Below are 12962 nucleotides of genomic sequence, written 5' to 3' on the forward strand. Positions count from 1 at the left end.
GGTTAAAGCGTGTCGGTGAGCGGTTGCCAGAGCGTCATCAGCCCTTGCATTAAGCCGCCGCGCCAGCAAAGCGCATCATGACCACCCTCAACCTGACGCCAGAAAATAGACTGTGGTGCAGAGGGAAATTGGGCGAATAGCGCCTGATTAGCACGAAAAATAATCGGCTCGCAGGTCCCGGCTTCCAGCACAATACGTAGACCCTGAACGCTTACCGTTCCGGCCTTCAGTTGTTCAATAATCACGCCATCCTGATGACCACCGCGATGCGGCCACCAATAAGATCCGGACTGACTGAGTACGCAACCAAACCGTTCCGGCCAGTTCAGGCCAGCATACAGCGAAGCCAAACCGCCAAAACTTTGCCCGGCAACCACCGTACGCTGCGGGTCATCGGTGAATGGCGTCGTGGTTTTGACCCGCGGCAATAATTCCTGCTGAACTGCCAGCCAAAAATCAGCGTTACACGGCAACTCATGGCTGCGATGCGGCGTATCAATGGCATCAATCAGGAGATATACCGCGGGAGGAAGCTGGCCACGATGAGTGAGTGAGGTCAGCGCAGGCCAGACAGGCAGACTGTGTGCCCAAAATTGTCCGTCCAGCAGAATAGCCAGGGGACGTTCTTGCGGGTTGGCTTCACCGGTGGTGAAAACCCACACCCGGCGCGTATTACCCAACCGATCGCTGTGCCATTGCAGGCATACTGCGGGCGAGTCGGGATTTTCAGGGCGATCCCATCCCGGCTGTACGGGAGCATCTGGCATCTCCAGCGCAGATACCGCGTGACCACGACCGCCCTGCCAGCTCTGTGGATTAAGAGGATCGGCAATGGCCTGCGGCAGCAGTTGTCGCCAGCCTTCGCGTAGCACAGTGCGATCGGGTGTTTCACCCGGTGCCAGTGAGGCAAAAATATCGTTTCGATCGGAGGGGATAAAACAGTAACTGCCGCGCCAGTTAGCGCTCAGGGAAATGCTCCAGCACCAAACATTTGTTCCATCAATGCGTTGCATCGACTGAGGTACGGCATTTTGATGATGATCGGTAACGCCCGTAATGTAGACCCACACGCGGCGAATGGCGGACTCTTTTTCCGTTCCCTGCGGGTCACGCCACCAGAACGTTACCCGATAATTTCCGTTGTCTTCACGCTCCCACTCCGGGCCTTTTTTCGACTGCCACCACGCCTCGCTTCCCATCATTAACGTCGTCACCGCCATAACCCCATGTTTATTGTGAAATTTTATATCTGAGCGTGAAATATATTGATAATATTATTGATAACTATTTGCATTTGCAATAGCGTATTGACGCGCTGTGGGAAGCGCGCACAGTTTTTCACCACTTATAAACCGACCTGGCGCTGCGTACTTTTTCTGGAACGGAGGGGTTTACGCAGATGCGGGCGACATCAGGCCTGGTGCCCAAAACGGCACACGGGTACTCGTGGCTAAAAGAAAGCAGGACATACAATGAACAACAAGATTCATTCACTGGCCTTATTGGTCAATTTAGGGATTTACGGGGTAGCCCTGCCCGCGATAGCAGAAGATAAAACCGATAGCGCCGCCGTCTCTCATGAAGACACCATCGTCGTCACCGCCGCTCAGCAGAACCTGCAGGCTCCAGGCGTTTCGACCATCACCGCAGATGAAATCCGTAAGAACCCTCCGGCTCGCGACGTGTCGGAAATCATCCGTACCATGCCAGGCGTTAACCTGACCGGTAACTCAACCAGCGGTCAACGTGGCAACAACCGTCAGATAGACATTCGCGGCATGGGCCCGGAAAACACCCTGATTCTGATCGACGGCAAGCCGGTCACCAGCCGCAACTCTGTGCGTCAGGGCTGGCGCGGCGAGCGTGATACCCGTGGTGATACCGCCTGGGTGCCGCCGGAAATGATCGAGCGTATTGAAGTGCTGCGCGGCCCAGCCGCGGCACGCTACGGTAACGGTGCTGCGGGTGGCGTGGTGAATATCATCACCAAAAAAGGCAGCAGTGAATGGCACGGCTCCTGGGATACCTATTTCAATGCCCCGGAACACAAAGACGAAGGTTCGACCAAACGCACCAACTTTAGCCTGAACGGCCCAATGGGCGGAGATTTCAGCTTCCGTCTGTACGGTAATCTCGATAAAACCCAGGCCGACGCATGGGACATCAACCAGGGTCATCAGTCAGAACGTACCGGCACATATTCAAATACCTTACCCGCCGGTCGTGAAGGGGTGATCAACAAAGACATCAACGGTATTGTGCGTTGGGATTTTGCCCCACTTCAGTCACTTGAACTGGAAGCGGGTTATAGCCGCCAGGGCAACCTGTACGCGGGCGACACGCAAAATACCAACACTAACCAGTTGGTGAAAGATAACTACGGTAAAGAAACTAACCGTCTGTACCGTCAGAACTACTCGCTGACCTGGAACGGCGGCTGGGATAATGGTGTCACCACCAGCAACTGGGTGCAGTACGAACATACGCGGAACTCTCGCACGCCGGAAGGTCTGGCCGGTGGAACAGAGGGGATCTTCGACCCGACTGCTTCACAAAAATATGTCGATGCCGACCTGAATGACGTCATGCTGCACAGTGAGATCAGCATTCCGTTGGATCTACTGGTCAATCAAAACCTGACGCTGGGTACTGAATGGAACCAGCAGCGCATGAAGGACATGTTGTCTAACTCGCAGACCTTTATGGGCGGTAATATTCCAGGCTACAGCAGCACCGATCGCAGCCCATATTCGAAAGCCGAGATCTTCTCTTTGTTTGCCGAAAACAACATGGAGCTGACCGACAGCACCATGCTGACACCGGGTCTGCGTTTCGACCACCACAGCATTGTGGGCGACAACTGGAGCCCGTCGTTGAACCTGTCTCAAGGTTTGGGCGACGACTTTACGCTGAAAATGGGTATCGCGCGCGCCTATAAAGCACCAAGCCTGTACCAACTCAACCCGAATTACATTCTGTACAGTAAAGGCCAGGGCTGCTATGCCACCGGTTCTGCCAGCGGTATTGGCTGCTACATGATGGGTAACGATGACCTGAAAGCTGAAACCAGCATCAACAAAGAGATTGGTCTCGAGTTCAAACGTGATGGTTGGCTGGCTGGCGTCACCTGGTTCCGCAACGATTACCGAAACAAGATTGAAGCGGGTACGGTACCGTTTGACAGAACCTCTATCAGCAAGAAAAACGCTACAACGGGCAAGACTACAACAACCTACACCGATATCTATCAGTGGGAAAACATTCCTAAAGCGGTGGTGGAAGGCCTGGAAGGAACGTTGAACGTGCCGGTTAGCGAAACCGTTACCTGGACCAACAACATCACCTACATGCTGCAAAGCAAGAATAAAGAGACTGGCGAACGTCTGTCGATTATTCCTGAGTACACGCTGAACTCAACATTGAGCTGGCAGGCGCGTGAAGATCTGTCACTGCAATCCACCTTTACCTGGTACGGCAAACAGCAGCCGAAGAAATACGATTACCAGGGTAAACCGGTAACCGGCAGCTCGGCACAAGAAGTGAGTCCGTACAGCATCGTCGGCCTGAGCGCGACCTGGGACGTGACCAAAAACGTCAGCCTGACCGGCGGCGTGGATAACGTCTTTGACAAACGTCTGTGGCGTGAAGGCAATGCCCAGACCACTGGCGATATCGTTACCGGTAATTATATGGCGGGCGCTGGCGCGTACACCTATAACGAACCGGGTCGTACGTGGTTCATGAGCGTGAATACACACTTCTGATAGCGTTGTTCCCTCTCCTCCCGGTGGGGAGAGGGAAACGATACAAAATCATGCGTACAACACACACATCGTTGCCTTTCGCAGACTATTCGCTGCAGATCATCGAATTTGATCCCAACAGCTTTCACGAGCACGATCTGCTCTGGCTCCCTCACCATGCCCAGCTAACCGCTGGCGCACGTAAACGTAAAGCAGAGCACCTGGCAGGACGTATCGCCGCAATACATGCTTTACGTGAATACGGTATCAAAACGGTGCCCGGCATCGGCGAGCAGCGACAACCGCTGTGGCCACATGGCCTCTTTGGCAGTATCAGTCATAGCGCGACAACGGCACTGGCTGTCGTCTCACGCCACCCCGTCGGACTGGATATTGAGGCTATTTTTTCGCCGCAGGTCGCAGCTGAGCTGGCTGACAGCATTATAGACAACACTGAGAGAAAGGTTTTGCTTCATGCGTCACTCCCCTTTCCACTTGCCTTAACCCTGGCCTTCAGCGCCAAAGAGAGTCTGTATAAGGCGTTTTCAGCGCACTTGACGCACCTTCCGGGCTTCTCCAGCGCCAACGTTATCGCTCTCACCACGACGCAGATCACCTTGCAAATCACGCCGTCATTTTCGCAAAGCCTCGCCGGGCTGAGCGTTAACGTTAGCTGGTTGCAGCGTGAAGAAAACATCATTACCCTATGCCCGGCCCCGCCATCATACTCGCCAGCCTTTTCTGTTTGAGTGGTCAGGGAAAACGCACTATGCCGGTTGAAACGCCGCCAGCGATCGGCGTTGTCGCCCGTTTTCATCAAAGTTATCCGCTGCCAGCCAACGCTGCAAAACAGCGTCACACTGTGACCACTCATCGTCAATCATTGATAGCCAGTCGCTGTCGCGATTACGGCCCTTGCGCACCATCTTTTGGCGAAAACGCCCTTCATGGATAAACCCTAAACGCTCCGCCGCACGTCGGGATGCAATGTTCAGGGAATCACATTTCCACTCCACGCGGCGATAGCCCAGCGCAAACGCCTGGCGCAGCAACAGCCAGACGGTTTCAGTACCCAGCACCGTATTCTTCATTCGTGGCGACCAGGTCACATGGCCTATCTCGACCGAGCCATTTACAAGGTCGATCGCCATAAATGAGACTAACCCCACGGCGCGACCGGATTGTAAATCAATCACCGCATAGGGAACCAAAGTGGCATCCGTTGATTTACCCGTGACCCAGCGCACGGCCTCCTCTACGCTCGCCGGACGCGTGCTGGCAAGCCAGGTCCAGTCACGTTCGTCAGGTGCCTGCGCGTAGGCGTCAAACAAATCGGCGGCATGGCGGTCAGCATTCAGGGGCTCCAGACGGCAATATTGTCCGATAAGCACACTCCGTGGCAGCGCAGTTGCGCCATTCCAGTCCGGCAGGGCATCTCCCACCGTCTGCCCATACAGATTTATCTCTGGCACTGTTCAACCCCTGTTATGCAAGCAAAAACCAATTTATAGCACCCGCCATTTCACCTTCAAAGCACTGGTCAGGGATTTATCACGCGGAACAGAAAATCGCCGCTCTTCTATACTGATTAAAAATCAACGCTCAGGGGAACACTATGTCACTTCCCGATTTTCATGTCTCAGACCCCTTTACGTTAGGTATTGAACTGGAAATGCAGGTAATCAATCCTCCGGGCTACGATCTGAGTCAGGACGCGTCCAGGTTGATTGACGCCGTGAAGTCAGAACTCACTGTCGGCGAGGTGAAGCACGATATCACCGAAAGTATGCTGGAAATGGCGACCGGGGTGTGTTGCGATGTTGACCAGGCGGCCGCGCAGTTTTCCACCATACAACACCTTGTTTTGCGCGCAGCCCAAACGCTTCACCTCGAAATCTGCGGTGGTGGTACGCACCCATTTCAGACATGGCAGCGTCAGGAAGTGTGTGATGACGAACGCTATCGGCGGAACCTGGAGAACTTCGGCTACCTTATTCAGCAGGCAACGGTTTTCGGTCAGCATGTTCATATCGGTTGTGCCAACGGTGACGATGCGATTTACCTGCTGCACGGCCTGTCGCGATTTGTCCCCCACTTTATTGCGCTCTCTGCGGCCTCACCCTATATGCAGGCTGCCGATACACGCTTTGCCTGCGCACGGCTGAACATTTTCTCCGGATTTCCCGATAATGGCCCGATGCCGTGGGTAAGCAACTGGCAGGAATTTACCAGGCTCTTTCGCCGACTGGCGTATACCAGCATGATTGACAGCATTAAAGATTTGCACTGGGACATCCGCCCCAGTCCGCATTTTGGCACGGTAGAGGTACGGGTGATGGATACCCCGCTGACCCTTGAGCATGCTCTCAACATAGCCGGTCTAATTCAGGCTACCGCCCACTGGTTACTCACCGAACGGCCATTCAGGCATCAGGAAAATGATTATCTGTTGTACAAGTTCAACCGTTTTCAGGCCTGTCGTTTTGGGATGGAAGGAATACTCACCGACGTGAATACCGGGGATCACCACTGCCTGGCGGATGACACGCTACGCTTACTGAACACTGTCACTGCGTCGGCTGAAAAAGTGGGGGCAGCGAGTGCCGTTCACACCTTACATCAGCAGGTGAAAAAGGGTCACAATGAGGTGCGGCACATGCGTGATTTTGTGGCAAACGGTGGCTCGCTGAGTGGACTGGTGAAAAAACACTGTGAGATCTGGGCGGGGCATTAAGCGCGACGTTTGCGTTAACCAACGAGATCCCGGACAATGGCTTTTTAACTCAAGTTTAACAATGCCATGAAACACCCGCTTGAATCACTGATGACCGCCGCCGGGATACTGCTGTTGGCTCTGCTTTCCTGCCTGCTGCTGCCCGCCCCTTCGCTTGGCCTGGCGTTGGCGCAAAAGTTAGTCACAACCTTTCATTTAATGGATCTTAATCAGTTTTATACTTTGTTGTTTTGTCTGTGGTTCTTGCTTCTCGGGGTGATTGAATATTTTGTACTGCGCTTCATCTGGCGGCGTTGGTTCTCGCTGGCAGAATAGACCCGCGAGAACCCGTATACCGTTAATGTGTGCGGCTGTGATTTTCTTTACGATACGCCCCAGGCGGCTGGCTAAACGTACGGGTAAAAATACGCGTGAAAGTCTGCTGCGAATCGAAGCCATACTTCAGACAGATATCGTAAACTTTTTGGTCGGTATCTCGCAGATCACGTGCCGCTAATAATAGCTTACGTTCACGGATATAACGCCCGAGGCTCTCGCCTTTGTACTGCAGAAAAAGGCGTTGCAGATGCCATTTTGAATACCCCGCATGGCGCGCAATATCATCAATGCGCAAGGGTTGGTTCAAATTATCATCAATCCATTCAACAATCGTATCAATTACCTGAGCAGAAATCGTCATCATGCTCTCCCCTCTGTTCATTGCGTTGCCTGCTGCCACCAGGCCGTAAACTGTTGGTCCGGTTCGGACAGTGCTACCGGCTCACCCAGCATCGGCGTCAGCAATCGGTAATGTTGGCGGCGACTGGCAAGTGCCAGTCTTTTGTAGGGATCATCCCAGGTGTGTTTTGCCAGAACGAAGCGACCCGCATGTCCGGGTAATACCGCTTTCGCGTGGAGATCGGCCGCGGCCTGGGCGGTTTCTTCCGGCATCATATGAATGAACTTCCAGTCCTGGTCATACTGACCATTTTCCATGATTGCCAAATCGACCTTGCCAAACTGCTCGCCAATCGCTTTAAAATGCGGCCCGTAGCCGGAGTCACCGCTGTAGTAAACGTTCTGTTCCGGCGTTTCAAACATGAAACTGGCCCACAGCGTTTGGTTACGTTTAATCCCCCGGCCAGAAAAATGGCGGGCCGGCAGGACATGGACGATCAGCGAGTCCGTCACTTTGACGGATTGATTCCAGTCACGTTCCTCAATAATTTCGCTGTTCATTCCCCAGTAACGCAGGTGCGATCCCACGCCAAGTGGCGTAATCACGCGCTTAATCTTCGGCATCAGGGCCTTGATGGTGGCGAGATCCAGATGGTCATAATGATCATGCGAGATAATAAGAAGATCGATCTCCGGCATCGTCTGCGCGGTCCACGGATACTCACCAGCAAAAGCTTTATTCAGGAATGAAAACGGTGCGGCATAATTGCTCAACACCGGATCAATAAGAATACGCTGGCCCGCCAACTGTAAATACCACGAGGAATGTCCCAGCCAGACAAGGGTATCCTGCTCTGGCGATAAACTGGCGAGATCGGTCGCAACCAGTGGCAACGGCTGCGCGGGTCGCGCGTTTTCTCGCTTCGCGATCAGAAACTCCCACCAGGCCGCCAGCATACCTTTGTTGCCGGTATAGCCCGGGGTCGGGACCTGATTATGAAACTGTCCATCACGATAGTGTGGCGACTGTTCAACCTGACTCAGTTGTGCTCCTTGCGGCGCCTGACCAAATCCGGCATTGAGGACAAACGGTAAACTTGCTGCTGCGGCAATGAGCATAATAACAACCACACAAACTGTGAGACGCTTCATATCCTGACCTTAAACGCGCCCCCTTTCCGCTGGGTTGCGCGACTGACTCTTGATTATGAGTGAGTAAGCACTCATTATAGAAATCGAAAGTTTGTCGTCAAGATGATTTTCAATCTTTGACATTCGCCGTTGCGGTGCTGCAAAGGCCGTGATTCAATCCTATTTTTTTACAGACTTAGGGGTAAAGTGTAGTGGCTCGTCCGAAGAGTGAAGACAAAAAACAGGCATTACTGGAAGCTGCAACCGCAGCATTTGCACAATCAGGCATTGCGGCCTCTACCGCCGTAATTGCCCGCAATGCAGGTGTCGCAGAGGGAACATTGTTTCGCTATTTCGCAACAAAAGATGATCTGATCAACGAGCTTTACCTCCATTTAAAGCAAGACCTCTGCCAGTCAATGATGGCAAATCTGGATCGCTCAGTGACCGATGCCAAAACCATGACTCACTCCATCTGGAACAGCTACATCAGTTGGGGTCTGGACCATACTTGTGGACATCGCACTATCCGCCAACTGGCCGTCAGCGAAAAGATCAGCAAAGAAACCGAACAGCAGGCTGATGATATGTTCCCGGAACTGCGCGATTTATGTCATCGTTCCGTTCGCCCTGAATTTATGTCTGACGAATATCGTGCCTTCGGTGATGGGCTTTTTCTTTCACTGGCAGAAACAACCATGGAATTTGCCGCCCGCGATCCTGCCCGCGCGAATGAATATATTTCGATGGGGTTTGAGGCCATGTGGCGCGCACTGACCCGCGAGGAAAAATAATGGACGGCCAAACGCTGCATGCTTGTGCTAAACGTATTGCGCTCGAACTGCCTTTTACTGAGCAATGCTGGCCGTTCGGCCCGGAATACGATGTCTTCAAAGTCGGCGGTAAGATTTTTATGATTGTCTCAGAGCAGCGCGGTCGTCCGTTGGTTAATTTGAAATCAGACCCACAAAAATCACTGCTGAATCAGCAGATTTACCGCAGTATCGAACCGGGCTATCACATGAATAAAAAGCACTGGATATCCGTCTACCCCGGCGATGATATTAGCGAGTCATTACTGACTGACCTGGTGAACGACTCATGGCATCGGGTGGTAGACGGCCTGCCTAAGCGGGATCAAAAACGCCTGCGGCCTGGCTGATTTATCGTTAGCGTCGATAAGTGTTTTTGCATTTTTCGGTCTTATCATTTTCCCGCTAACCCTGTACCCTGCTGAAACAAAACGTACCCGCAGGGTATAAAAAACCACCAGGAGTAGTTATGGATATTGTTTCTGTCGCCTTAAAACGTTACTCCACTAAGGCATTCGATCCGACTAAAAAACTGACCGCTGAGCAGGCCGAAAAATTAAAAACGCTGCTGCAGTTTAGTCCGTCCAGTACCAACTCTCAGCCATGGCACTTTATCGTTGCCAGCACTGACGAAGGAAAAGCGCGGGTGGCTAAATCCGCAGCCGGCGGCTTCGTGTTCAACGAACGTAAAATGCTGGATGCTTCCCACGTCGTGGTGTTCTGCGCCAAAACGGCGATGGACGATGCGTGGCTGGAGCGCGTGGTGGATCAAGAAGAGCGCGATGGCCGCTTCGCCACCCCTGAAGCTAAAGCCGCAAACCACAAAGGTCGTACCTTCTTTGCTGATATGCATCGCAAAGAACTGAAAGATGACAACCACTGGATGGCAAAACAGGTGTACCTGAACGTCGGTAACTTCCTGCTGGGCGTTGCAGCAATGGGTCTGGATGCAGTGCCGATCGAAGGCTTTGATGCGGCAGTGATGGATGCAGAGTTTGGTCTGAAAGAAAAAGGTTACACCAGCGTTGTTGTGGTCCCGGTGGGTCATCACAGCGTAGAAGACTTCAACGCCGCCCTGCCAAAATCACGTCTGCCGCAAGAAACGACGCTGACAGAAGTCTGATCCCCACATTTGCATAAGCTCCACACAGCGGTCATCATAGACCGCTGTTTATTAAGGAGACATTATGCAGGAATTGATATCTCAGGTAGAAGAACTCGGCATTGAAATAAATCACACCACCTCGCTGGTGATGATTTTTGGCATTATTTTTATCACCGCCATTATTGTTCACGTTATTTTGCACTGGGTGGTATTACGCGCATTTGAAAAACGTGCCAGCACCAGTTCCCGTCTGTGGTTGCAAATTATCACGCAGAACAAATTATTCCACCGTCTGGCGTTTACGCTACAAGGTATCATCGTCAATATACAGGCCACACTCTGGCTACAAAAAGGCAGTGAAGCGGCAGATATATTAGTGACTTGCGCACAGCTGTGGATCATGATGTACGCCCTGCTGTCCCTGTTTTCTCTGCTGGACGTTATTCTCAACCTGTCGCAAAAACTCCCTGCCGCATCCCAGTTACCCTTGAAAGGTATATTTCAGGGTATCAAACTGATTGCCGCCATCCTCGTCGGGATCCTGATGATTTCCCTGCTGATAGGCCAATCGCCGGCAATACTGATAAGCGGTCTGGGTGCCATGGCAGCCGTATTAATGCTGGTGTTTAAAGACCCGATTCTCGGTCTGGTGGCCGGAATACAGCTTTCAGCCAACGACATGCTTAAGCTTGGTGACTGGCTGGAAATGCCGAAATACGGCGCAGATGGTGCGGTTATTGATATTGGCTTAACCACCGTAAAAGTGCGCAACTGGGATAATACCATCACCACGATCCCCACCTGGTCGCTGGTGTCGGACTCGTTTAAAAACTGGAGCGGGATGTCGGCTTCCGGTGGTCGGAGAATTAAACGCAGCATCAGCATCGATGCCACCAGCATTCATTTTCTTGATGAAGATGAACGCCAGCGATTGCATAAAGCGCATCTGCTGAAACCGTATTTGACCACGCGCCACCAGGAAATCGACGCGTGGAATCAGCAATTAGATGCGCCTGAGTCCGTATTGAATCATCGCCAGATGACCAATATCGGCACCTTCCGGGCTTATCTGAACGAATATTTACGCCACCACCCGCGTATTCGCAAAGATATGACATTAATGGTGCGCCAACTTGCACCAGATGACCACGGTTTACCGATTGAAATTTATGCGTTTACCAATACGGTGGTGTGGCTGGAATATGAAAGTATTCAGGCTGATATCTTCGACCATATTTTTGCCGTCGTCGAAGAGTTTGGTTTACGCATTCATCAATCCCCTACCGGAAATGATATTCGCGCCCTGGCAGGTGTCTTTCAGCGTTAATCGGTAGCATGAAGAAAGGACCGATCTCATCACCAGGATGAGATCGGTTAGATATTAGCGGGACTTGCGACGCAGCAGTTTGAAGGCCACGAACAGGAACAGGATCCACACGGGCAGCAGGATAGCGGACAGGCGCATATCATCCATGGTGCACATCAGCACCAGAATCATACCAAGGAAGGCGATGCACACGTAGTTACCCGCCGGATACAGCAACGCTTTAAACTGAGTATCACGCCCCTTACGACGCATTGCCGCCCGGAAACGCAGGTGCGCCAGACAGATCATAATCCAGTTCAATAGCAGCGTCGCAACCACCAGCGCCATCAACAGGCTGAAGGCTTTTTGCGGCAACACATAGTTGATCAGCACCACCAGCGACGTAATCGCGCCGGACAGAATCAATGAGTTTACCGGTACGCCACGACGGCTGACTCGGGTTAAGAACTTCGGTGCATTTCCCTGTACCGACAGACCAAACAGCATACGGCTGTTAGAGTAGACGCCACTGTTATACACCGACAGCGAAGCCACCAGGATGACAAAGTTCAGCGCAGAAGCCACCACGTTACTGTCAAGATTATGGAAAATCATCACAAACGGGCTGCTGTTGGATTTCACTTCCACCCACGGATACAGCGCCAACAGCACCACCAATGAGCCGATGTAAAACAGCAAAATACGATACACCACCTGGTTTACCGCTTTCGGGATACTTTTTTGCGGGTCCTGCGCTTCGGCAGCGGTAATTCCGATCAGTTCCAGACCACCAAACGAGAACATAATCACCGCCAACGACAGGATCAGTCCGTTCCAGCCAGTCGCGAAAAAGCCGTTATAACGCCAGAGGTTATCGATGCTTGCATGTTCGCCACCGTTGCCGGAAACCAGCATCCAGATACCAAAGCCAATCATGCCGATAATCGCCAGGACTTTGATCAGCGCAAACCAAAATTCCGTTTCGCCATACAGACGCACGTTGACCAGGTTGACCGCATTGATAATCACGAAGAAAGCCGCGGCCCAAATCCAGGTTGGGACATCAGGCAGCCAGTACTGCATATAAATTCCGGCTGCGGTGAGTTCTGCCATGCCAACCAGCACAAACATCACCCAGTAGTTCCAGCCAGACAAGAAACCCGCGAACGGCCCCCAGTATTTATAGGCAAAGTGGGCAAACGATCCGGAAACGGGTTCTTCAACCACCATTTCGCCCAGCTGACGCATGATCAGAAACGCGATAATCCCGGCAACACCGTAACCGAGTAATACAGCAGGTCCCGCCATCTGAATAGCCGGGCCGATTCCCAGAAACAAGCCTGTACCAATTGCGCCGCCCAGCGCAATTAACTGAATATGGCGGTTTTGCAACCCCCGCTGAAGCGTCGGTTCATTCGTCGACGCGGCATCAGACACGCTGGTGTCAGATGCAGTTGACGCGTTTTTCACGCCC

Annotated in this window: 13 protein-coding genes; 8 read left to right on the top strand and 5 right to left on the bottom strand. The window is 52.5% G+C overall.

The genetic code is table 11. The annotated features are described in order from the left end of the window. Nucleotides 1-2 precede the first annotated feature (2 nt). Nucleotides 3-1220: an enterochelin esterase gene (gene fes / locus G8S19_RS16250; RefSeq protein WP_253685544.1), complete on the bottom strand. Its 1218-nt coding sequence runs from the start codon at nucleotides 1218-1220 to the stop codon at nucleotides 3-5. A 252-nt stretch (nucleotides 1221-1472) separates the two neighbouring features. Between fes and G8S19_RS16255 the strand changes: the two genes are divergently transcribed. Together G8S19_RS16255 and entD are read left to right on the top strand one after the other, a co-directional pair. Continuing rightward, nucleotides 1473-3764, top strand: a complete 2292-nt coding sequence (locus G8S19_RS16255) for a TonB-dependent siderophore receptor (RefSeq protein WP_199969348.1) — start codon at nucleotides 1473-1475, stop codon at nucleotides 3762-3764. A 50-nt stretch (nucleotides 3765-3814) separates the two neighbouring features. Next, nucleotides 3815-4492 (top strand): enterobactin synthase subunit EntD, encoded by a 678-nt coding sequence (entD, locus tag G8S19_RS16260; protein WP_101742368.1) that lies wholly within the window; start codon nucleotides 3815-3817, stop codon nucleotides 4490-4492. 18 nt (nucleotides 4493-4510) lie between these two features. Here entD and G8S19_RS16265 read toward each other — a convergent pair whose 3' ends face one another. Beyond that, nucleotides 4511-5215 carry a GNAT family N-acetyltransferase gene (locus G8S19_RS16265; RefSeq protein ID WP_124021329.1) on the bottom strand — a complete coding sequence of 235 codons (705 nt, stop codon included), beginning with the start codon at nucleotides 5213-5215 and terminating at the stop codon, nucleotides 4511-4513. Nucleotides 5216-5358: 143 nt separating this feature from the next. On the opposite strand from G8S19_RS16265, the gene G8S19_RS16270 reads away from it, so the two are divergent. Next, nucleotides 5359-6477 (top strand): YbdK family carboxylate-amine ligase, encoded by a 1119-nt coding sequence (locus G8S19_RS16270; protein ID WP_101742366.1) that lies wholly within the window; start codon nucleotides 5359-5361, stop codon nucleotides 6475-6477. Between the two features lie 66 nt (nucleotides 6478-6543). Then, nucleotides 6544-6792, top strand: coding sequence for a DUF1158 family protein (locus G8S19_RS16275; protein WP_061067481.1), 249 nt, complete (start codon nucleotides 6544-6546; stop codon nucleotides 6790-6792). 22 nt (nucleotides 6793-6814) lie between these two features. On the opposite strand, the gene G8S19_RS16280 is transcribed toward G8S19_RS16275, so the two are convergent. Further along, nucleotides 6815-7156 (bottom strand): RamA family antibiotic efflux transcriptional regulator, encoded by a 342-nt coding sequence (locus tag G8S19_RS16280; protein WP_005122005.1) that lies wholly within the window; start codon nucleotides 7154-7156, stop codon nucleotides 6815-6817. Between the two features lie 17 nt (nucleotides 7157-7173). After that, nucleotides 7174-8286 carry an MBL fold metallo-hydrolase gene (locus G8S19_RS16285; protein ID WP_061067480.1) on the bottom strand — a complete coding sequence of 371 codons (1113 nt, stop codon included), beginning with the start codon at nucleotides 8284-8286 and terminating at the stop codon, nucleotides 7174-7176. Between the two features lie 191 nt (nucleotides 8287-8477). Between G8S19_RS16285 and G8S19_RS16290 the strand changes: the two genes are divergently transcribed. The 4 genes from G8S19_RS16290 to G8S19_RS16305 all read left to right on the top strand — a co-directional run bounded on the left by G8S19_RS16290 (nucleotide 8478) and on the right by G8S19_RS16305 (nucleotide 11509). Further along, nucleotides 8478-9059 carry a TetR/AcrR family transcriptional regulator gene (locus G8S19_RS16290; protein WP_005122009.1) on the top strand — a complete coding sequence of 194 codons (582 nt, stop codon included), beginning with the start codon at nucleotides 8478-8480 and terminating at the stop codon, nucleotides 9057-9059. Then, the gene (locus G8S19_RS16295; protein ID WP_048212349.1) at nucleotides 9059-9427 is read left to right on the top strand and encodes an MmcQ/YjbR family DNA-binding protein; all 369 of its coding nucleotides are present in this window, start codon (nucleotides 9059-9061) and stop codon (nucleotides 9425-9427) included. The genes G8S19_RS16290 and G8S19_RS16295 overlap by 1 nt, the downstream gene beginning before the upstream one ends. A gap of 119 nt (nucleotides 9428-9546) precedes the next feature. Next, the gene (gene nfsB / locus G8S19_RS16300) at nucleotides 9547-10200 is read left to right on the top strand and encodes an oxygen-insensitive NAD(P)H nitroreductase (protein ID WP_061067479.1); all 654 of its coding nucleotides are present in this window, start codon (nucleotides 9547-9549) and stop codon (nucleotides 10198-10200) included. Nucleotides 10201-10264: 64 nt separating this feature from the next. Continuing rightward, the gene (locus G8S19_RS16305; protein WP_048212351.1) at nucleotides 10265-11509 is read left to right on the top strand and encodes a mechanosensitive ion channel family protein; all 1245 of its coding nucleotides are present in this window, start codon (nucleotides 10265-10267) and stop codon (nucleotides 11507-11509) included. A 54-nt stretch (nucleotides 11510-11563) separates the two neighbouring features. Here G8S19_RS16305 and pheP read toward each other — a convergent pair whose 3' ends face one another. Continuing rightward, nucleotides 11564-12958 (bottom strand): phenylalanine transporter, encoded by a 1395-nt coding sequence (gene pheP, locus G8S19_RS16310; protein WP_061067477.1) that lies wholly within the window; start codon nucleotides 12956-12958, stop codon nucleotides 11564-11566. Nucleotides 12959-12962: the final 4 nt, after the last annotated feature.

It is taken from the genome of Citrobacter sp. SX206 (assembly GCF_024181025.1).
Lineage (GTDB): Bacteria > Pseudomonadota > Gammaproteobacteria > Enterobacterales > Enterobacteriaceae > Citrobacter > Citrobacter youngae.